Annotated in this window: 17 protein-coding genes and 1 pseudogene; 8 read left to right on the forward strand and 10 right to left on the reverse strand. The window is 65.4% G+C overall.

Features of this window, described 5'->3' with window-relative positions; all coding sequences use genetic code 11:
- Nucleotides 1-125: 125 nt before the first annotated feature.
- Nucleotides 126-1,292 (reverse strand): kinase, encoded by a 1,167-nt coding sequence (locus B4393_RS19710; protein WP_078335512.1) that lies wholly within the window; start codon nt 1,290-1,292, stop codon nt 126-128.
- 138 nt (nt 1,293-1,430) lie between these two features.
- On the opposite strand from B4393_RS19710, the gene B4393_RS19715 reads away from it, so the two are divergent.
- Genes B4393_RS19715 through B4393_RS19725 form a run of 3 tightly spaced genes read left to right on the forward strand, consistent with a single transcriptional unit; the run spans nt 1,431 to nt 3,569 of the window.
- Nucleotides 1,431-2,054: a TetR/AcrR family transcriptional regulator gene (locus tag B4393_RS19715; protein WP_078335568.1), complete on the forward strand. Its 624-nt coding sequence runs from the start codon at nt 1,431-1,433 to the stop codon at nt 2,052-2,054.
- Nucleotides 2,051-3,331, forward strand: coding sequence for a glycosyltransferase (locus B4393_RS19720; protein ID WP_078335513.1), 1,281 nt, complete (start codon nt 2,051-2,053; stop codon nt 3,329-3,331). The genes B4393_RS19715 and B4393_RS19720 overlap by 4 nt, the downstream gene beginning before the upstream one ends.
- Nucleotides 3,321-3,569, forward strand: a complete 249-nt coding sequence (locus tag B4393_RS19725; RefSeq protein ID WP_070939513.1) for a F0F1 ATP synthase subunit C — start codon at nt 3,321-3,323, stop codon at nt 3,567-3,569. Before B4393_RS19720 ends, B4393_RS19725 begins: the two co-directional genes overlap by 11 nt.
- Here B4393_RS19725 and B4393_RS19730 read toward each other — a convergent pair whose 3' ends face one another.
- The 5 genes from B4393_RS19730 to B4393_RS19750 form a co-directional block, all read right to left on the reverse strand.
- Complete coding sequence (locus B4393_RS19730) at nt 3,570-4,595, reverse strand: zinc-binding metallopeptidase family protein (protein ID WP_078335514.1); 1,026 nt, start codon at nt 4,593-4,595, stop codon at nt 3,570-3,572.
- Nucleotides 4,588-5,547 (reverse strand): transglutaminase family protein, encoded by a 960-nt coding sequence (locus tag B4393_RS19735; RefSeq protein ID WP_078335515.1) that lies wholly within the window; start codon nt 5,545-5,547, stop codon nt 4,588-4,590. The genes B4393_RS19730 and B4393_RS19735 overlap by 8 nt, the downstream gene beginning before the upstream one ends.
- Complete coding sequence (locus B4393_RS19740; protein ID WP_078335569.1) at nt 5,514-8,117, reverse strand: circularly permuted type 2 ATP-grasp protein; 2,604 nt, start codon at nt 8,115-8,117, stop codon at nt 5,514-5,516. Before B4393_RS19740 ends, B4393_RS19735 begins: the two co-directional genes overlap by 34 nt.
- Before the next feature lie 91 nt (nt 8,118-8,208).
- On the reverse strand, nt 8,209-11,565 hold the full coding sequence (locus B4393_RS19745; RefSeq protein WP_078335516.1) for a transglutaminase family protein: 3,357 nt from the start codon (nt 11,563-11,565) through the stop codon (nt 8,209-8,211).
- Between the two features lie 175 nt (nt 11,566-11,740).
- Nucleotides 11,741-12,187: a nitroreductase family deazaflavin-dependent oxidoreductase gene (locus B4393_RS19750; protein WP_078335517.1), complete on the reverse strand. Its 447-nt coding sequence runs from the start codon at nt 12,185-12,187 to the stop codon at nt 11,741-11,743.
- A gap of 57 nt (nt 12,188-12,244) precedes the next feature.
- Here B4393_RS19750 and B4393_RS19755 point away from each other — a divergent pair, with 57 nt between their 5' ends.
- The 3 genes from B4393_RS19755 to B4393_RS19765 are packed head-to-tail and all read left to right on the forward strand — an operon-like array spanning nt 12,245 to nt 14,636.
- Entirely contained in the window at nt 12,245-13,234 is a 990-nt protein-coding gene (locus B4393_RS19755; protein WP_078335570.1) for a permease, read from the forward strand.
- Nucleotides 13,231-13,947: a TIGR03943 family putative permease subunit gene (locus B4393_RS19760; RefSeq protein WP_078335518.1), complete on the forward strand. Its 717-nt coding sequence runs from the start codon at nt 13,231-13,233 to the stop codon at nt 13,945-13,947. The genes B4393_RS19755 and B4393_RS19760 overlap by 4 nt, the downstream gene beginning before the upstream one ends.
- Before the next feature lie 11 nt (nt 13,948-13,958).
- Nucleotides 13,959-14,636, forward strand: coding sequence for a haloacid dehalogenase type II (locus B4393_RS19765; RefSeq protein WP_078335519.1), 678 nt, complete (start codon nt 13,959-13,961; stop codon nt 14,634-14,636).
- Here B4393_RS19765 and B4393_RS19770 read toward each other — a convergent pair.
- From B4393_RS19770 to B4393_RS19780, 3 genes are all read right to left on the reverse strand, one after another.
- Nucleotides 14,633-15,541 (reverse strand): DUF389 domain-containing protein, encoded by a 909-nt coding sequence (locus tag B4393_RS19770; protein WP_078335520.1) that lies wholly within the window; start codon nt 15,539-15,541, stop codon nt 14,633-14,635. The two genes, B4393_RS19765 and B4393_RS19770, sit on opposite strands and share 4 nt — an antisense overlap.
- Before the next feature lie 5 nt (nt 15,542-15,546).
- Nucleotides 15,547-17,349, reverse strand: a complete 1,803-nt coding sequence (gene aspS / locus B4393_RS19775; protein ID WP_078335521.1) for an aspartate--tRNA ligase — start codon at nt 17,347-17,349, stop codon at nt 15,547-15,549.
- 157 nt (nt 17,350-17,506) lie between these two features.
- Nucleotides 17,507-18,997 carry a carboxylesterase/lipase family protein gene (locus B4393_RS19780; RefSeq protein WP_413816158.1) on the reverse strand — a complete coding sequence of 497 codons (1,491 nt, stop codon included), beginning with the start codon at nt 18,995-18,997 and terminating at the stop codon, nt 17,507-17,509.
- A gap of 156 nt (nt 18,998-19,153) precedes the next feature.
- On the opposite strand from B4393_RS19780, the gene ypfJ reads away from it, so the two are divergent.
- A complete protein-coding gene (gene ypfJ, locus B4393_RS19785; protein ID WP_078335523.1) occupies nt 19,154-20,041 on the forward strand; it encodes a KPN_02809 family neutral zinc metallopeptidase in 888 nt (295 codons plus the stop codon).
- Between the two features lie 13 nt (nt 20,042-20,054).
- Here ypfJ and B4393_RS19790 read toward each other — a convergent pair whose 3' ends face one another.
- Nucleotides 20,055-21,062 (reverse strand): Rv2578c family radical SAM protein, encoded by a 1,008-nt coding sequence (locus B4393_RS19790; protein ID WP_078335524.1) that lies wholly within the window; start codon nt 21,060-21,062, stop codon nt 20,055-20,057.
- A gap of 76 nt (nt 21,063-21,138) precedes the next feature.
- Between B4393_RS19790 and B4393_RS19795 the strand changes: the two are divergent.
- A pseudogene (locus B4393_RS19795) lies at nt 21,139-21,465 on the forward strand (VOC family protein); the annotation flags it as partial.
- Nucleotides 21,466-21,488 lie beyond the last annotated feature (23 nt).

A 21,488-nucleotide genomic window follows, 5' to 3' on the forward strand; every position in this document is an offset into this window, starting at 1 on the left:
GTGCAAGCAGGCCGGAACGGGATATGTCAAAACCCGCCGACTATGCATCCGCAGAAAATAACAATCCTCAACGCACCCAGCAAGACATGGCATGTCCGCTACATCTCGACAGAGACCCGGAGAACTCAGTCCTCGGTGAAGGTTTCGCCGCGCAGCCCACCGATGACATCGGAGGCGTGTGCAGCCACAACGTCATCGTCGACACGCTCGGCGGCCGCCTGCAGTGCCACCCATCGGCCCAGCAGCGCGGAGTGGCTGGGCGCGGAGCTCTCGAATACGACGGTGTCGTCGGAATCTTCGGTGCCGCCGTCCAAGTCGACGTCCACCGTGAAGTATTCGTGGGTGGCGAGCCACACCCACATCAGGCGCGCGTCCAGAATGCGCCGCGCGAGGTTGTCGTCGTCGGCCAGTCCCGGCGCGATCGACACGACATCGGACCGCCACGCTTCGGTCATCGCATCATCGAGCTCGGCGACCTCCTCACGCTCGGTCGCGCCCAGGAACTCCGGGTAGACGGTGAGCGCGTGCGCGATATCCAGCACGATGTCGCGGAAACCGCCCCATTCGTAGTCAAGAATTCGGACGCCGTGTTCGGTGACCAGGATGTTGTCGGGGGCAACCTCGGAGGGACTGAAGGCCCGAACGCCGCCCTTCTCGAAAAGCTCCGCTGTTTGCTGTAGACGAGAGATAAGGGCCGGCGGGACCTCTAGGGAGTACTCGCTTCTCAGGATCTGCTGCAGTGGCGAGATGGCTTCCGCTCCCCCCAGGCGCTGCTGCGCCGGGTCCACATCAATCTTCTTGACATCAAGGCGGCGGAGCAGCGCAGCAAAGTCGCCTTCCCGGCCGATCGTGGCGACATGCATGCGCCCCAGGGCTTGCGCCCATGCCATCAGCGCATGATTTATCGCCGCACGATTGCGCTCCGCGAGCAGCTCGGACATGGTCGGAGCCGAACCTAGGTCGGTCAGCACGATGAGGCGGTCGGCGATGGAATAGGCAACCAGCTCCGGACCAGGCCGATGCTTGGCCGTCAAGGAGTTTGCGAACTGGTACGACACCACCTCGCGGAGCACCGCGGCGTCGGATCCACCCTCGGGGACCTGCTTGATCACCATGGACTTCGGCAACGCGAACGGGTTCTGCACGGCGCGGACCCGAATGACGATCGCAGGCCCACTGCCACCGAGATCTTCCGGTTCGGCAAGCGTGACCGTTGCCCCCGCGCGCCTGGAGAGCAACTCCTCGGCTGTGGCGATAACCTGCGCGACGGGGTCTGCCAATAATGTCGTCATTACCGTCTCACCATACCCCGTCTTTATAAGACTGTGGGGCGGCACACACTCATCACAATATTCGCGTCCCGGTATTTGCCAGTCCACGTACAGAAGATTGCTATTGCCTTCACTGACCGATCGGTCTAATTTATGACCATGCGGTCTGAGAAGTCGTTGACGTTCACCGAACGTGCCCGGCGAGCACAAATAGTGGCGGGCGCCATCGAGGTGCTCGCCAACGCGGGCTATCCGCAGACATCGCTGGCCAAGATCGCCGAGCACGTGGGGGTAGCCAAGAGCGCGGTGCTGTATCACTTCGCGTCAAAAACGGATGTCATCGAGTCCGTGATGCTCGAGGTCTTCACTCGGGCCGCAGCCATGATCGTGCCCGCGGTGCACGCAGAACCCACCCCGACGAGACGGCTCACGGCGTACATCAGAGCGAACATCGAGTTCGTCGTAAACAACCGGGTGGCCGCGATAGCCCTATTGGAGATCATCACCGGCTACCGCAGTGAAGACGGCCTGCGGTTCGACCAGGCAGCAGCGGGTACGGAGCCTCCCGCCGAATTCGCCGCGATGGATCCCGAGTCGATCTTCACCGACGGTGTCACATCCGGCGAGTTCCAGCCGGTTTCACCGCGATTCATGAAGAACGCCTTGCGCGCCGCATTGGACGGGGCGGTATGGGAGCTGGGACGCGACCCTGACTACGACGCTGTCGGCTACGGCGAGCAGCTGGTCGATATGTTCACCAAGGCTGTTGGTGGCGAACCGTGACCACGGTCGTGATCTGCGCCTACGGGACCCGCGGAGACGTGGCACCCCTGACAGGACTGGCCGGTCGGCTGCGCGACACCCTGCCCGCCCGTGTGGTCATCGCCGCGCAGCAGCCCTATGCGGAGATGGTGCGTTCCGCCGGTCTGGAATTTCGCCCCTTGCCCGGCGACACCGAGACGGCAACCCGAGATTCGGCATATGGCCAGGCACTCGTGGACGGCACGCGGATGCGACCCTCACGAGGGGCCCTCACCGAGATGCGTGCCGGACTTGCCGGAGTCGGCGAAGCCATGGCCGAAGCAGCGCGAGACGCCGACGTGCTGCTGGCCGAGGGGCCGGTGGGGACCCTGTTGGGATATCACGTGGCCGAAGCACTCCGCGTACCCAGCGCCGGACTATCCCTTCAACCGTCCTGTCCCACTGCGAACTTCGCACCGCCACCACTCACGGCCCGATCGTTTGGCAGGTACGGAAACCGATTGACGTGGCGCCTTGCCGAGTCCGGGGAACGGATCTATACCCCGCTCATTGATAATCTCCGCCACAACCTCGGCCTGGCTCCGTCGTCGCTGCGCAGCTATCACCAAGCCCGCATCAAGAGCTGGCCGGTAATACACGGCTATAGCGGTCACGTCGTCGCACGCCCCGACGATTGGCTGCCGCACTGGCACCTGACCGGTTACTGGTGGCCCGATGATGATGAAACCTGGATTCCCCCACAAGAACTAGCAGACTTCCTCGACGGCGGTCCCGCTCCCCTCTTCGTCGGTTTGGGCAGCACCGCCACTTCCAAGGGGCTCGAGTTGTCAGAGACCATCGCTGCCGCAATACATGGGGCAGGGGTGCGCGCGGTGGTGCAACGCGGGTGGGCTGGGCTCGTCGGCCTGGGCGAGAACGTCATCAGCGTGGATGACATACCGCACTCTTGGCTGTTTCCGAGGATGGCCGCGGTCATCCATCACTGCGGGGCGGGTACCGCGGCCGCCGCACTGCGAGCAGGGGTCCCCTCTATCCCGGTGCCCGGCATCATGGACCAACCGTTCTGGGCCAATCGACTGGCCCAACTGGGTACCGCCTGCACCCCCCTACCCCGATCATCGCTGGGAGCCCAAGAGCTCTCGGCCTCAATCGCGCGGATGGTCGGGGAACCGCGGTATCGCGAAGAAGCCCAACGTCTCTCACGACTCGTTCGTGACGAAGACGGCGCTGGGGCGGCGGTGGCCGTCATCGCCGCACTGCTGGATACCACGACGAAGGATGGGGATCATGGCTACTGAACTTCTGATGGGCAACGCGCTGCTGGCTGGAGCGATCACGCTGGCGGGTGGCGCCATCGGGGCGGGTATCGGCGACGGCATGGCCGGGGCACAGCTCATCGCCGGGGTGGCCCGTCAGCCGGAATCTCAGAACCGGTTATTCACACCATTTTTCATCACCGTCAGCCTGGTGGAGGCGACATTCTTCATCAATGTGGCATTTATGGCCCTGTTTGTGTTCGCCACACCGGGCGGGTAGTCAGCCCTCGGGATCCCCCGCGGCCATGACGATCTCGTGAATCAGCCGCATCTTGTCCAGGACAGGGCCGGGCAACACGAAGGGGTACAGATCGCCGTGTCCCATCGAACGATTGACCATGTTGAGCGACCACGCCAGCGGCAGCCACATCTCGATGATGGTGTCGAATCCGCTCGGCCCCAACACCCTGCGATCGAAGGTGCCGCCGGCCGGGGCCAGCGCAAAGGATGCGGCGGTGTCCAGCGTGTCGCGGATGTGCAGATAGTGCGCGAAGGTCTCGGCCCAGTCCTCAGCCGGATGCATGCTCGCGTAGGAAGAGACGAAGTTCGCCTCCCAGTCCTCCGGAGCGCCCTGTTGGTAATGGCGATCGAGCGCCACCTGGTAATCGGCGTCCGCATCACCGAAGAGTGCACGGAACCTCTCGGCGTAGTCCGGTGAGCTCCCGATAAGCCGGTAGTAAAAGTAATGCCCGATCTCGTGGCGGAAATGTCCGAGCAGGGTGCGGTACGGCTCGTCCATGGAGATGCGAAGCTGCTCGCGGTGGACGTCATCCCCTTCGGCAAGGTCCAGGGTGATCACCCCGTTGTGGTGGCCGGTCATCACCTGCTCGTGCTCGCTGGAGAGCAGGTCGAACGCCAATCCGAACTGGGGATCCGCGTCCCGGCCCGTGACGGGTAGCCGCAGCTCGGCAAGCTCGGCGATGAGCCGGCGCTTTGCCTTCTCCGCGTCGGCGAATGCCGGCATAGCGATCGTGTCAGAGTCGTTGGGCCGGGTGCGAGTGAGCGCACACGAGACACATACCGTTCCTGCCCCGGTGCCATTCACCAACCAATTGCATTCGGCCACATGCAAATTTGCGCACAACTGATGACTATCGGCATCGACGAATCCGGGACCCTCATCCTCGGCGAGGACGAGCAGTGCCTTCTGTTCAAGCGAGAAACCGACATGACTGCCACAGGACAGGCATACCGAGTTCTCGAACGCCAGATGCTGGCCGCATTGCGGGCAGATGAAGTCACGCATGAGCAGGACTCTCCTCACAGGGGGCGACGTCGACCGACACCTTGATGGTGCTGCTCTCGGAGTCGGTGTAGATGATCCCGCGCAGCGGTGGAACATCGGCGTAATCGCGACCCCAGGCAACGGTGACATACCGTTCGTCGGCAACCGTGTTGTTGGTCGGGTCAAAGGCTACCCAGCCGTCGACCGGGACCCACACCGCCGCCCAGGCATGAGTGGCGTCGGCGCCGACAAGACGGGCCTGTCCGGGCGGCGGATTGGTTGCCAGATAACCGGATACGTAGCGAGACGCCAGGCCCTGGCTTCGCAACGCCGTGGCCGCGATACGGGCGAAGTCCTGACACACACCTTCGCGGGCAGCCAGAACCTCGCTGACCTTGGTGGAGATGGTGGTCGACCCGGAGCGGTACTCGAAGTCGCGATAGATCCGCCCCATCAGGTCCACGACCGCCTCGCCGAGCGGCCGCCCGGGGGTGAAACTCACTGCGGCGTAGTCACATACCTCATCGGTGATCTCCGGAGTCGCCAAGTCCAAAACAAACTCTGTGGCCAACGCCGCCGCCCCGGTCGGCTCCCCGTACGCCGGGCGGGCAAGCTCCCATGCCTGGTGCCACCCGGCTCCCGGCGGCGCCGGGTTTTCGACGTCGACAACTGAGTGCGCCGTCACACTCAGCTCGCGGTGCGGCGTGGTGACGTGGAAGTAGGAGCTCAGATTCCCGTACAGGTCTCTGCCGGTCGAACTGTCCGAAGGTTCGGGCTCGACAATCAGCTCACTCGATTCGCAACGCTGCCAGTCGGTGTCACGCGGCGTGAGGTAGCCACGCCCGTACGAACTGGTGACGTCATCGGAGTACCGATAGAGGGTGCGGTGCGTCACCCGATAACGGATCACCGATGAGCCGCCGCCGCCAACACCATCGGTCACGGCAGCTTCCGCCTCGTGTCGGGACCCCACAGTGGCTGCATGCCAGTCGGCATGGACAGGTGGGTCGCGGTGACCACGGTCGACAGTTCGCGCAGCGCCTGGTGAACGTTGTCGAGAGTTTCGGCCAGCGTGTCTCGCCGCCCCTCCTCGTTCGCGGTGTCCAGATCGGACGGGTCAATTCGCCGCAGTTGGGTCACCAAGTCTTCCACCAGCCGTTCGGGGCGTGAGGTACCCGAGGCACTGGGTAGCGATTTGAGGTCATTGCGTAGCGACTCCACTTGATACAGCAGCGATCTGGGATTGTCGGCGTCGAAAAGCAACAGATCGGCGACGGCCTCCAGACTGATCTTGCCGCGGGTGCGGCGGCGGTACATCACCGAAGACTCGCAGGCCACCAGCGTGGATTCGGTCACCGACTGGTCGGCCGCACGGCCGCGAACCGCGGTGAGAGTGGAACGCAACAGGGCGGTCAGACCGAGGCCACGCTCGATGCGTTTACCGATATCCATGATGGTCCAGCCGATATCGTGAACCGTCGACTCTGCCGCAAGCCCGGACAGCGCGAGCAGCCCTGCCAGTACCTGGGTTTGTGTCGCGGCGAGCACGGTGTCATCCATCCGCGTCGGGGTGTCCCCGGATCGCGTGAACTCGTCGTACTCCGCCGCGGCGGACGCGATGGCCCGATCCATCCCGCCGAGCACCATCCAGGTGTCGTTGGACATCTGGTCGCGGACCGCGCGAGCAGCCAGTCCGAGCCGCTCCAGCGATTGCGCCAGCGACCCGGCCCGTTCCTTGTCCACCGTCAAGGACCACAGCTGGGTTCCCAGATCCTCTGCCGCGGTGTCGGTACCGGTGATGTCTCCCAACGCCTTCAACAGCACCGGGACACATTCGCTGGCCTCCATGAACTGCCGATACCGATACTCGTGGAAGCGTTCCCGCGTGACGGACAGCAGCCTGACCAGATTCTCCGCACGCTCTCCGTACCGCCCCAGCCAGAACAGATCGGACAGCACGCGCGGTGAGCTGACCGCGTCCGATCCCACCGATCGCCCCGCGGGCAGATCCAGCGGAGCGACGGTGAGCGCGCGCTCGGTCTGATCACGATCCGGCTGTTGAACCCAAATATCCTTGGCAGCAAAGCTATTGAGCGTCGCACCCGAGTAACCGGTGGCTGCGACATAGCCGAGACCACCGATCATCGGCGCGTATCCGCCACGCTGCGCGACCGTGAACAGACGCATACCCACTGGCGCCGCGGTGAGTGCGCCGGAGCGCAGATAGGTGGGGGCCACCGACAGTTCGGGGAGTTCCTGGCCCACCCAACGCCAGGGAGCCGCCTCGATACGCGCCCGCAGTGTCTCCAAGGTCTGGACAGACTGCAATGGACCCGTGTAGACCTCTTCCCCCACTGTCGATTTCACCAGCAAGGAACCCAGGTGCGCGAGCAGATGCGAGCGCTCCGCGTCGATACCGCCCCACCAGGATTGAGCGCCGGGCAAGGCAAGTGGCTCGTCGAGCAGCCGCTGTGACAGACCCGGCAGGAAACGAGCCAATCCGGGATTTTCCAGCACTCCGCTGCCCAGCGAGTTGACGACGGTCACCGCGCCGCGACGGATCACCTCGACCAGCCCGACAACTCCCAATCGTGAGTCGGCCCGCAGGTCCAGCGGATCGGAATAGTCGGCGTCCACGCGGCGCAGCACCACGTCCACCCGGCGCAGGGTGCCCAGTGAACGCATCCAGAGCTTGCCGTCGCGTACCACCAGATCCGCGGACTCGACCAGCGGGAAACCCAGCACCGACGCCAGATAGGCCTGATCGAAGGACGTCTCCGAATGGATACCGGGGCTGAGCACCACCACCGCCGGATCCTCCACGGATTCTGGAGCGACGTCGATGAGCGCCAGCCGCAGTGTCTGCGCGAAGGATGAGGTCGGCCGCGGTGCCACCTTCTCGTACAGGTCCGGGGCGGCGTGTGCGACCACCCGCCGGTCTGCCATCGCATAGCCGGCACCGGACGGCGCCTGGGTCCAGTCCGCGTTCACCCGGAAGTCACCGGCGGCGGTGCGCCCGACATCGGACCCGAGCAAAAAGAGCTGATGCCGCCCGGGCAGCGCCATGCCGTGAGCCGCACGCAGGTATCCGGGATGGGCGAACAACAGCTGGGGCGGCAGCGCACCGGAACTGATCAGTTCCTGCGGACCGTAAAGGTCGCTGAGGATGGCGTCCAGCAGCGTGGCCCGCTGAGTGAGGCCGACCTCCAGGTGGTTCCAGTCCTCCGGGTCCAGCAGCAGTGGCAGCCCGTCCAGGCGCCAGGGCACCGGCACCGCCGGCGTGTCGGGTCCGGGCACGCCCCCCGCGACGCGCCGCGGATCCATGTAGGTGATGCCGTCGCTGTCGACGAGGGTGCGGACCCGGTCCAGCAGACGGTCCAGGCCGGGGCGGCCGCGCTGTGCGATGGCGTCAGCCAGGTCGGTCCAGCCCGGGCGGACGCTGCCGTCCGGCGCCAGGAACTCGTCATAGCCCGCCTGGGTACCCCGGCGCCCGACCTCGAACAGTGCTCCCTGGGCACGAGCACTGCGGTACTGCTCTATCAACGGGTTATCGTCCGAACCGAAGCCGGGTCCGATGGGAGCCCCCGAAGCAGGTGCTGCCACCGGCCGTACCTTCCTTCCCGTTCATGCGGTCCTACCTGCGTCCCACGGTTCTCGCACGGCGTAGATCCAGGATGCCGGGCGCCACCGCATCGGTGGACATGCGCGCTTGTTTCTCGCGCAAGTCTGACAAATCGACGCGCCCGGTGGTGTAACCGGTGGCATCGAAGCGCCGACCACGGCGTGCTTCGGCTGCCACCGCGTTGACGGGAGGGTCGTCGTAGGACCGGCCACCCGGGTGCGACACGTGGTACGTACAGCCGCCGCGAGACAGCGCGTTGGCCGTGTCGATGAGCTCGAAGCGCAGCGGTTCGTCGACGGTGATGCTCGGGTGCAGCGCGCTGGGCGGTTGCCACGCCCGGTACCGGACTCCGGCCACCTGCACATCCGGGTTGGCGGTGGAGAGCAACGGGATGGGTTCGCCATTACAGGTGACGACGTACCGAGAGCGATCGGCTCCGATCACCCGCACCTGCACGCGCTCGATCGAGGAGTCCACGTATCGCGCGGCGCCTCCCGCGGTGGCCTCCTCCCCCAGCACCCGCCACGGTTCGATGGCGCCGCGCAGTTCGATCTCGATACCGTCGAACACCGCGGTGCCGATCCGCGGGAACCGAAACTCGGTGAACGGATCGAGCCAGCTGGTCTCGAAGGCGATGCCGTGCGCGCGCAGATCGGCGGCGACCTGCGCGATGTCGTGAATAATGAAGTGCGGCAACAAGTAGCGGCCGTGCAGGTTTTCCCCGTGGCGGATCAACGGAGCACGCAAGGGCTGCTCCCAGAACCGGGCGACCAGCGCACGGACCAGTAGCGACTGCACCATCGCCATCTGGAAATGCGGCGGCATCTCGAACCCACGCAACTCGAGCAGGCCCAGACGTCCACGAGCGCTGTCCGGGCTGTAGAGCTTGTCGATGCAGAACTCGGCGCGATGGGTGTTTCCCGTGATGTCGGTAAGAAGGTGCCGCAGCGCCCGATCGACATGCCATGGTGAGGCGCCTGCGGAGCGGCCATCTTCGGATGCGTCGCCTGCGGAGCGACCATCATGATCAGGTGCCTTGGTCAATCTATCGATCTCAGCGAAGGCAATTTCCAACTCGTACAACGCCTCTTCGCGCCCTTCGTCAACGCGAGGGGCCTGCGACGTGGTGCCGACGAAGCGGCCGGAGAACAAGTACGACAACGCCGGGTGATGCTGCCAGTACGTCAGCAGGGATACCAGCAGATCGGGCCGGCGCAGCAGCGGTGACGTCGCCGGGGTACGACCCCCCAACGTGATGTGGTTGCCACCGCCTGTGCCGGTGTGGGTCCCGTCCACATCGAAAGACTCGGTGGTCAGCCGCGCTTTGCGTGCCTCTTCGTACAGCACCCGCAACTGCTCGGCCTGCTCGGCGAAGCTGGCGGTCGGGGTCACGTTCACCTCGATCACTCCCGGATCGGGGGTGATGCTCATGGTCTCCAGACGCGAATCGGGCGGTGGCCCATACCCTTCGATCACCAGCGGACAGGTGACTGCCGCCTCGATAAGTGCGATGAGATCCACGAAGTCGTCAACGTGTTCGAGCGGCGGCAGGAACAGATAGAGCAGACCGTCGCGGATCTCCGCGACCAGCGCGGTGGTGGGCGCGCCCTCGGCGGGCACCACCGCGGCCGCGGTGCCGGGGCGTTGTGCCGCGAGTTCCGCGGCGGCGCTGAGCGGGTCCGCCTCGGCCGGGTGCGGCGCCGGCTGCCAGGAGATCGCCTTCAGTGGGAGCCGCAGCCCGGCAGGAGAGTCGCCGTCTGCCAACACGATCCGGCCGCGGCGCAGTCTCCAGTCTGCGCTTTCCCAGCCGTCCTCGCCCCGATGCAGTGGCAGCACGTAGGCCGCAGGCTCGGTGACGGGCTCATCCAATCGATGCAACAGGTCCGAGCGCCGATCCGTCGCATCCTCGTGCGGCGCAAGATCATCGACCGCCGTCACCGGATCTCCCGCGGGGCGCCGGACCGATGCGGCCAGCCGACTCAGCGGGTCCTCGTATGCCGCGCGTACCTGACTGTCGGGCAGCCCGAGATCACCTGCGAGCGCGGTGAGCAGCGCGCGGTCGGCCCCTTCGGGGGTGGACCACTCGCGATCGTCGTCCCACGGGTCGGCCAGCAGCTCGGGGTCAGACCAGAGCGGTTGGCCGTCGCGACGCCAATGCAAACCGATCTGCCACCGCGGCAGGGGTTCGCCGGGATACCACTTTCCCTGACTGCGCTGCACCAAACCCCTTGGTGCCCAAACCTCTTTGAGGCGAGCAGCAAGGTCGCTGGCAAGTACCCGTTTGTGGTCCCCATCGGCCGCGGTGGTCCATTGTTCGGAGACCTGGTCGTCGATCGACACGAAGGTCGGCTCCCCACCCATCGTCAACCCGACCCCGGCCGAATCGAGCCGGGCGTCTATCTCCGCTCCCAGCGCGGTGACGGCCTCCCAAGCCGATGCGGCGTACGGCAGGGTCACGCGCGGATCTTCGTGGACACGGGTGACGGTGTTGGAGAAGTCGAGGGTGGACTCACACATATCGGTGGCGCCCGTGATCGCGGCGGACGTCGATGGGTGTGGGGTGGCCGACAGCGGTATGTGACCCTCGCCCGCGAGCAGTCCCGAGGTGGGATCCAGACCCACCCATCCGGCGCCCGGGATGTACACCTCGGCCCAGGCGTGCAGGTCGGTGAAATCGGCAACCGGCCCCGAGGGCCCATCGATTGCCGCGATATCCGAGGTCAACTGGACCAGATACCCGGACACAAAACGGGCGGCCAACCCCTTCTGCCGCAGGATGGACACCAGCAGCCAGGCGGTGTCGCGACATGAACCGATGCCTACGGCCAGCGTGGTGTCGGGGCTCTGAACCCCCGGCTCCAACCGCACTGCGTAACCGACGTCCGCACACAGCGCCTGGTTGAGCGTGACGAGATAATCGATGATGCGGGTGGAGGGTGCCATGGTGAAGTTGGCGACCCAGGCCCGAACCAATTCACCGGGCCCGGAGCCCGGATCGGATTCGTCCACCGGTTTGAGATAGGGCTCGAGATCGGCCAACAACGCGGGCGGATACCCGAATCCGATGTGCTCGGCCCATTCCTCGATGAAGAAGTCGAATGGGTTGACCGACTTCAGATCGGCGATAAGTCCGACGGTGATGGACAGCTGTCGGGTGCGGTTCGGAAATACGACGCGGGCAAGGAAATTGCCGAAGGCATCCTGTTGCCAGTTGATGAAATGATCTTCCGGAGCGATGCGTAGCGAGTACGCCTCGATGGGGGTTCGGGTATGCGGAGCTGGGCGCAACCGAATCTCGTGCGGGTGCACCTGCACGAGTCTGTCGAATGCGTAGCTGGTCCGATGCTCCAGCGCCACCTTGATGCCCATCGGCTGATCCCACCATAACCTGGGCTCACCCGCTTGGTCAGTGAATCAGGGCACGGCCCATCACCGTCCATCCGGCATGGTGCGGGGGCGACGGCATGTAGCTCGAGCGTGCGAATTCGGTCGAAAATCGGCCGAGAACCGACACCATGCGCACACTCGGTGCCACAGTTCCCGGCTAGCGGCGGCGCAGCTCGAAGATCGGGATGGCCCGGGCGGTCTTCTCCTGGTACTCCGCGAACACGGGAACCTGCTCAACCACCTTCGGATACAGCGCATCGCGCTCATCAAGCGAAAGCTCGTGCGCGGCGACGTCGTATCCGTCGGTACCAATGTCGATATGCGCATGTGGATTCGCACGCAGGTTGTGCACCCAGGCGGGGTCTTTGTCGGCGCCGCCGAAGGAACCGACAATATAGATCTTGCCGTCGATATCGAAGTAGGCCAGCGGATTTAGGCGTTTCTGCCCGCTCTTGGCGCCGGTGTTCGTCAGCAGCAAGATCGGCACGCCGGCGAACTGTCCGCCGACGTCGCCGCCATTGGCATGGAACTCCCGGGCAATCCCATCGTTGAATTCGTTGATCACGGCGGCGGGCTGCTCGTTGAAAGGTGTGTCATCGGTCACCCCACCAGAGTGCCACTGCTGCGCCGCGTTCTCAGGTTGCACTGTCAGGATGGCTGGGTGACGGTGGCCACTTCCCAGGATCGACGTTGGTTCGGTTCGACCGAAGTCCTGGTGGTGGCACTCATCTCGATGGCCCTGGCAGCGGGCTGGTTACGCGGGATCGTCGACGGCAACGAGAAGCTCGCCACCGCCGGAACCGTGTTCTGCGGGGTGTTCGTCCAGGCCGTCCCGTTCCTTGCGCTCGGCGTGATCGTGAGTGGCCTCGTCGCGACATTCGTCACCCCGGAACGACTGGCCCGGTGGCTGCCGAATCGGTCCGCCGCCGCGGTCGCGGTGGCCGGCATCAGTGGTGCCGCGCTGCCCGGTTGTGAATGCGGTTCGGTTCCCGTGGCGCGCCGGCTGTACGGACCCGGATCCGTCGGTGCGGCCGCGCTCACGTTCATGCTGTCGGCACCGGCCATCAATCCGGTGGTGTTGGTCGCCACGGCCGTGGCCTTCCCCGGTCAGCCGAAGATGGTGCTGGCACGCGCGGTGGCATCCCTGTTGACCGCGATGGTGATGGGCATGGCCTGGTCGCGCTGGGGCCGGGACAGTTGGGTGACGCGCAGGCTGCCGACCGCGCACGCCGGATCCTCTTCGCGCTGGACGACTTTCACCGAGGCGGCGCGGCACGATTTCCTGCAGGCGGCCTCGTACTTGGCCATCGGGGCAGTCGCCGCGGCGGCTTTGCATGTGCTGGTGCCCACTTGGGTGTTCGAGCATCTTGCGGGCAATCTGGTGGTCGGCGTGGTGACCATGGCTCTGCTGGCGGTGGTGCTGGCGTTGTGTTCGGAGGCCGACGCCTTCGTCGCCGCGAGCATCACGATGATGCCGCTGATTCCGAGACTGGTGTTTCTTGTGGTGGGACCGGCCGTCGACGTGAAGCTCATCGCGATGCAGTCGGGCATGTTTGGGCGGGCCTTCGCGGCCCGTTTCGCGCCGCTGACGTTCGTGGTGGCCACGCTCGTCGCCACGGGTGTCGGCGTCGCGGTGCTGGGGGCCTCATGAGACGCGATACCGAGAACACGCTGCTGATCCTGTTGGGGGTCAGCGTGGCGATGATCGCGGTGACCGGAACGTTCACCCGCTACGTCAAACCCGGGCTACTCCCGTGGCTGGCCGCGTCGGCGGTCGTCGTGATCGGTCTCGGGCTGGCCGCCGTCATCCGCGATGTCCGCAACGGCCACACCGACCACAATCACGAAGGTCACGATGGTCACGCCCACAAGCACGGCGCCACATGGTTTTTGGTGCTGCCCGTCGTTCTGCTCATCTTCATCGTGCCGCCGGCCCTCAGCGCGCGCTCCATCGCGCCGGCCAACATCACTGCGTCCGTCAACACGCCCCGGCGTGCCTTTCCCCCACTACCGCCGGGTGACGCGCCCACAGTGTCGCTGCCTGAGGTATTGATGCGCATCGCCGCCGGCTCCTCGGACACCCTGAAGGGCCGCACGATCACCGTCACCGGGTTCACGTTCAAAGAGGGTGAACGCACCGACCTCGCCAAGATCGTCATCGTCTGTTGTGCCGCGGATGCGCAGCTGGCGCGCCTGCAGATGTCTGGGCCCGCGGCGGTGTCCGCGTCTGCTCTTCCGGAGAACACCTGGGTGTCCGTGACCGGAACCGTACCGGACGGGCAGAGCTATCGCGGCCCCTCGTCGATTCCCGTCATCGAGGTCACCGGGCTAACTCGTACCGATCCGCCCAAGAGCACCTACTAGAGGGAGTCGCGTTGCGCTACAAGGCATACCTGTTCGACGTGCAGGGCACGCTGCTCGACTTCTTCGAGCCGGTGTCACACGCGGTTGCCGAGTACGCCCCCGACATTGACGCAGCGGCATTCACACGGGCCTGGCGCACAGACTATTTCGAGCGTGTCTCGAGTCTGACCCAGTCGGTCGACGACTGGACCCAGGTGCAGGATCTGTATGCGGCCGGTTTCGCCGATGTCTGCGGGACATTTGGACTGCCGCGCCCGGAGCGTGTCATCGCGAATGCGGTCGCGTCCAGCTGGCAACGGCTGGTTCCGTGGCCCGACGTGCCCGCCGGCCTGTCGGCCCTGCGGTCGCGGGCCGTCATCGCGACGTTGTCCAACACCGATATGGCCACCATGGTGAATCTGTTCAAACGCCTGGGCATTTCGTGGGACGCGGTGCTGACCGCCGAGGTGTTCGGGCACTTCAAGCCGCACCCGGTGGTGTACCGGCATGCACTGCGCTACCTGGGGGTGCAGCCCGGTGAGGCGGCGATGGTGGCGGCGCATCCTTATGACCTGCGGGCCGCACGGGACATCGGGATGGGCACCGTCTTCGTCTCACGGCCGGACGAATACGGTGACCCCGCTTTGGCTCATACCGATGCTGATGCCGAGTTCGATCAGCGAGTCACCGACATCGGCGAGATCGCCTAGCGCAGCCCTCGCGGCCGCACCAGTAGCACCAACACCCCGGCCAGGACGATGCCGAAAAGGTTGACCGCCAGCTGCAGCGCGGAAAGTCCGGCGATATCCCATTCCCCCACCGTGGCCGCCACCACCGCAAGCCCTGCCGCCGGCACTGTGGTGACCGAGATGAAAACGCCCACCAGGGCTGACGATTTCGCCGACATCAACGAGAGCATCCCCGCGGCGCCGGCCAACAACGCGACCACCAGAGAGAACGGCCCCACCTGAAACACGAAGTCGACCTGCTGCAGCTCACGCACACTCTTCAACGTGACCCACCCGGCGGCCTCGGCCGCCAACGTGCCAACGGCGGTGACCCCCATCGCCACCGGGAAACCGACAAGCAACGCCAGTAGCGACCGCCGGGCCAGCGACCATGTGCGCCGCACAATTGAAACCGCCAGCGCGGCAAGCGGGCCGAACTCGGGTCCGACCACCATGGCACCCACGATGGTGACCGGCGAATCGGTGACTACACCGACAGCGGCGATCAGGCAGGCCAGGCATAAGAAGGCCAGAAATGTCAGGTTGAGAGTGGACTCCTCGCGGGTGCGCCCGATCAGCTCGTCCCAGATGACGGCGTCGGCAGGGTCGCCTTCCGCGTCGTCCTCGGCCTCATAGGCGGTCTGCGAGATGACCGTGTCGAGCACCTCGGCGGTGATCGATCCACGCTTGTCGATATCGATCGACTTCAACCCGTCGAGCACCTCATTGGCGGTCTCGCGAGCGACATCGGCAGTGATGACGTCGCCGGCCGGGCTGATCGCAGCCTTGGGCACGCGGACGATGTGCGCGACGCCGGTGGTGGTGGACAGGAATTCCACCACCTGATCCGACAGATCGGTAGGCGCGATCACCCTGACGTGCAGCACGTGCGCTACGCGTCCGCCGGCTTATCCACCTTGTCGGCCTTGTCGGCCTTGTCGGGTTTGGCGTCGATCCCGGATTCCTTGCGCTGGGCCGCCGTGATCGGTGCCGGTGCGTCGGTCAGCGGATCCACGCCGCCACCGGACTTCGGGAAGGCGATGACCTCGCGGATCGAGGACGTACCGGCCAGCAACGCGGTCACCCGGTCCCAGCCGAAGGCGATGCCACCGTGCGGAGGCGCACCGAAAGCGAAAGCGTCCAGCAGGAACCCGAATTTCTCCTGAGCATCCTCGTTGCTGATGCCCATCACCTGGAACACCCGTTCCTGAACGTCGCGGCGGTGAATACGGATCGAACCGCCACCGATCTCGTGCCCGTTGCACACGATGTCGTAGGCGTAGGCCAGTGCCGACCCCGGATCGGTGTCAAAGGTATTCTCCGACTCCGGTTTCGGCGAGGTGAAGGCGTGGTGCACCGCGGTCCACGCGCCCGAGCCGACGGCCACGTCACCGGCGGCAGTCGCGTCACCGGCGGGTTCGAAGAGCGGAGCGTCCACCACCCAGGTGAAGGCCCAGGCGTCGGGGTCGATCAGCCCGAGGCGCTGCGCTACCTCACCACGCACCGAGCCCAACAACGCGCGCGAGGACTTGGCGGCGCCTGCCGAGAAGAAGATGCAGTCACCCGGGCTGGCGCCAACGTGCGCGGCCAGCCCGTCACGTTCCGCGTCGGACAGATTCTTGGCGACGGGTCCACCGAGGGTGCCGTCCTCGGCCACCAATACGTAAGCGAGCCCCTTGTGCCCGCGCTGCTTGGCGAACTCCTGCCAGCCGTCCAGCGTGCGGCGTGGCTGATCGGCGCCCCCGGGCATCACCACCGCGCCCACGTACGGAGCCTGGAACACCCGGAAGCTGGTCTCGGAGAAGTAGTCGGTGCACTCCACCAGCTCCAGCCCGAACCGCAGGTCCGGCTTGTCACTGCCGTATCGGCGCATCGCCTCGGCATACGTGATGCGGGCGATGGGCGTCGGCACGTGATAGCCGATCAGGTCCCACAGTGCGACGAGGATCTCCTCGGCCAGCGCGATGACATCGTCCTGGTCCACGAAGCTCATCTCGATGTCGAGCTGGGTGAACTCGGGCTGCCGGTCCGCGCGGAAATCCTCATCCCGGTAGCAGCGCGCGATCTGGTAGTACCGCTCCATGCCGGCGACCATGAGCAGCTGCTTGAACAGCTGCGGGCTCTGCGGCAGCGCGTAGAAGCTGCCCGGCTGCAGACGCGCCGGGACCAGGAAGTCGCGTGCTCCTTCCGGTGTCGAACGCGTCAGTGTCGGGGTCTCTACCTCGACGAAATCGTGGCGGGACAGCACCGTGCGTGCCGCGGCGTTCGCCTTGGAGCGCAACCTGATTGCATTGCCCGGCCCCTCGCGGCGCAGGTCTAGGTAGCGATACCGCAGACGCGCTTCTTCGCCCGCGGTCTCGTCGAGTTGGAACGGCAGCGGCGCGCTCTCGTTGAGCACCTTCAGTTCGGCGGCATTGACCTCGATCTGACCGGTGGCGATCTCGTCGTTGGCGTTGCCATCGGGCCGGACCTCCACGACACCGGTGACCTCGACGCAGAACTCGGCGCGCAACCGATGGGCCTGCTCCAGCACCGCGTCATCCCGGAACACGACCTGGGAGACCCCGGAGGCGTCACGCAGATCGATGAAGATGACGCCGCCATGGTCACGCCGTCGGGCTACCCAACCGGCAAGCGTCACTCTCTGCCCGGCGTCCGACTCCCGCAACGAACCGGCGTCATGAGTGCGCAGCACGAAACATCCCCTCTTCATGGGACCAATGGGCCTGCCCTGATGGCGAGCCCTTACGGCTACCGAGCCTAGCGGCCCGGGTCTCCAGCCCTGACGAGTGCGAGCCTCACGCGACTTTCGGACCGAATTTCCGCGCCAGGCTCGCACCCAAGCTCGAGGCTCAGTGCACCTGAGCCCAGGCGATGCGGCGCACCGAGTCCGGGTCTTCGATAGTGACATCGGATCGGGACCGGATGATCCGGGTTCGTCGACCGTCTGCGCCGTAGGTGGGCCAGTCCTGCGGCCCTGCTCCGGTGGCGAAGTCCAGCCAGGCCCGTTGCATGCGACGCCCGACAGACGGCATCATCCGCGCACCCAACGGACTCAACAACATGCCCACGAAGGATCCATAACTGTGCTGGACGTGCACGATCTCGCTGCCGTGGGTGGCGCCCAGGCCAAGGAGTTTGAGTCCCCACGCAGTGTGATCGAAGCGGTACATGTAGGTATCGACGAAGGCGCTGTAGGCATCGGCGAAAGCCCACATGGGGGCGGCGAACATGGCATCGGAGCCCACTGCGACGAGCGCCTGGCGGCTCGGATATCCCGGGTAGGAGGCGATGATCGCGTCTTGATACTCCGGGCCCACTCGGTTGAAGTAGCCGTTGACCGTCGGCTCCGTGGTGGGCAGCATCGGCGGTTTCACGCGGGCGAACATCGATGCCTCATGGCTGTTGGACCCGATGATGAGCGGCACCTGGTGCACCTCACCGCGCCGAGCCGCCTCGATCGGGTGATGCGGCAGCAGCTCGGTGCCGTGCGCGAGCCCGTATCCGAGGACCGGGGTCTCGGTCGCGCTCTCGATCTGCAGTTTGGCCGCACCGCGGCGCAGTTCGCGCTGCGGCAGGACCTTGAGCCTGCTCGGGTCGGTGACATCGAGTAGCTCAAGGTATCGATGCGCACGCCTGTCACGCAGTGCCTTGTCGGCGATCAGTGGCAGTGCCGGACTCTGCGCAATGGCACGGCCGAACAGTCCTTCCGCCGCCGGACTCGCCAGCAGCGCCAGCACCGATGTCGCCCCGGCCGACTCACCGAAGATCGTGACGTGATCGGGATCGCCGCCGAAGGCCGCGATGTTGTCCCGCACCCAGGTGAGCGCGGCGATTTGATCGCGTAGCGCCAGGTTGTCGTCGAAGCCCTCTCCCAGCGCGCTGAGCTCCAACCCGCCCAGGGCTCCGATGCGGTACGTGACATTGACGACGACGACGTTGCCGTTGGCGGCGAGCCGCGCCCCGCTGTACAACTCCAGCTGGCCGGCGCCGAACACGAAGGCACCACCGGGTATCCACACCATCACCGGGAGGCTGGCACGCACGTCCGGCGACCATACGGTGAGAGTCAGGCATTCTTCGCCGCGAATCTTCGGGTCATCGCGTCCGGCGCCCACGAACGATTTTCCTTGCGGGGGCAACGGAGCGTGCTCGATGGCATCGCGCACGCCGTCCCAAGGCTCCAACGGCACGGGTGCCAAAAATCGAAGCTGCTCGACGGGCTGCTGCGCATACGGCACCCCGCGCCAGACGGAAACCCCACCGTCGATGGTGCCGCGCAGATCCCCCAATGGCGTGCGGACGATTGTCGGTAGGGCGACGTCAACGGCCACGTATCGAATCGTAGTGCGGGTGGGGGCGAGCCGCCGGTGACGACAAGCCGAGCCGTGGGTGAAAAACTCGCCGACCCTCTAGCGACCCGAGCGTCGCTGGAGTATGCAAAGGTGGGCGGCAGCGCGAGCAACGATCGCCCCGGAACACATGGGAGTGGCAGACCAATGACCTTCAACGAAGGCATGCAGATCGACACCAGCACCACCTCGGGCGGCGGCATGGGCCGCGGCCCCAAGATGGCCATCGGCGGTGGCGTGGGCGGGTTACTGATCGCCGTGGTGGTCATGCTGCTCGGCGGCGACCCCAGCCAGGTTCTCCAGCAACAGGGCCAACAGCAGGTGGGCCCGGCCCAAGAGCAGACCCAGGATTTCACCCACTGCAAGACAGGTGCTGACGCGAACAAGGCATTGGACTGCCGCATCATCGCCACCGGCAACTCGGTGGACGCCGTCTGGACACAGATCCTCGGCCCGAAGTACCCGCGACCGAACGTCAAGCTGTTCAGTAACCAGGTGGACACCGGATGCGGTGCGGCCACCACCGAGGTGGGCCCCTTCTACTGCCCCGCCGACCGCACCGCCTACTTCGACACCAGTTTCTTTCAGGTCCTGGTTGACCAGTTCGGTTCCAGCGGAGGTCCGTTGGCACAGGAGTATGTGGTGGCTCACGAGTTCGGTCACCATGTCCAGAACCTGTTCGGCGTGCTGGGCAAGAATCATCGCTGCGCGGAGGGACAGGCCGGTGGCGGCGTCTGCACCGAGCTGCAGGCCGATTGCTACGCCGGTGTCTGGGCGAAGCACGCGTCGACCACCGTCCAGGAAGGCACCGGTGTCCCCTTCCTGAAGCCCTTGACGGATCAGGACATTCGCGACGCGCTGTCGGCGGCGTCGTCGGTCGGCGATGACCGCATCCAGAAGCGGGCGACCGGACGGGTCAACCCCGAGGCGTGGTCACATGGTTCGTCCGGGCAGCGTCAGCGGTGGTTCACACAGGGATACAGCACCGGCGATTACCGCACCTGCGACACCTTCAATGCCCAGAGCCTGAACTAGATTCAGGGACTCACTAGAACAGGGTGGGCTCCAGCACCGGCGTCGTTTTCGGTGTCCTCGCTGGAGTTTCCTCCCGGTGTGACGCCAGCCCGTATTTGTTCACCAGCGGCGCCACTCGCTCACGCAGCCATGCCCGATACTCCGCGGGTACGTATGCACCCTTGCGGTACAGCTCGCGATATCGGCTGACAAGCTCGGGGTGGGAATCCGATATCCAGGACATGAACCAGCCGCGTGTCGTCCCGCGTAAATGCAGAGGAAAGACCGTCACACCCGCCGCGCCCGCATCCGCGATGCGGCTCAACAGATCATCGAGATGTTCCACGGTGTCGGTGAGAAACGGAAGCACCGGCGCCACCATTACATGCGGTTCGAACCCGGCCTCGCGTGTCGCGGCGATCAGCGACAGTCGCGCTTGCGGCGAGGGCACCCCCGACTCGACTTCCTGATGTAGTACCTCATCGCCTATCGCCAGTGATATCCCCAGACTCACCGGTACCTGCTGGGCCGCCCCGGCCAGCAGCGGTAGGTCCCTGCGCAGCAGGGTGCCTTTGGTCAGAATGGATATGGGCGTGCCCGAATCTGCCAGCGCCGCAATGACTCCTGGCATCAGCTGATAGCGTCCTTCAGCCCTCTGGTACGGATCGGTGTTGGTACCGAGCGCGACCGTCTCACGGCCCCATGACTTGCGGCCCAGCTCTTTCCTCAGCACCGCAACCAGATTGGTCTTCACGACGATCTGGTTGTCGAAATCAGCTCCGCTGTCGAATTCCAGGTACTCGTGCGTCGGCCGGGCGAAACAATAGCGGCAGGCATGCGCACAACCGCGAAACGCATTGACCGTGAACCGAAACGGTAGCATCGACACGGCAGGAACCTTGTTGAGCGCAGACTTGCACAGCACCTCATGGAATGTGATGCCCTCGAATTCGGGTGTGCGCACACTGCGCACCAGACCGATGCGCTCCAAGCCAGGGAGCGCGCCATCCTCAGCGCCCAATGTCTGGCCGTCCCACCGCATGTCTCTATGCGAACATATGTTCGATGTCCTGTCAATCCCCCGCGTCATGTCAGAACACGAATCTAGGCTTGGTGTCATGAAGCAGCAGTTGCACTTTGGCACCATCGCCGCAACGGATCTGGATGCCACCCGCGATTTCTGTGGTGCGCTGGGCTAGGCCCCGTTACTGGATGTCGAGGGTGAAATCATCTTCTACCAACGCGCGCCGGGACAATTGCTGGGCTTCTTCCTCGCGGACAAGTTCAACGAGGACCTCGCCACGCCCGGCGACCATGCACAAGTCTCGGGAATCACGCTGGCGCACGACGTCGATTCCGCGGCAGATGTGAGCGCGTTGGCCGGCACCATGGCTGCCGCGGGCGGCACGATCCGCAAAGCGCCGCAGCCCGGGCAGTTCGGCGGCTGACACCATATGCGTCCCCGACG

Source organism: Mycobacteroides franklinii, assembly GCF_002013895.1.
Classification (GTDB): Bacteria; Actinomycetota; Actinomycetes; order Mycobacteriales; family Mycobacteriaceae; genus Mycobacterium; species Mycobacterium franklinii.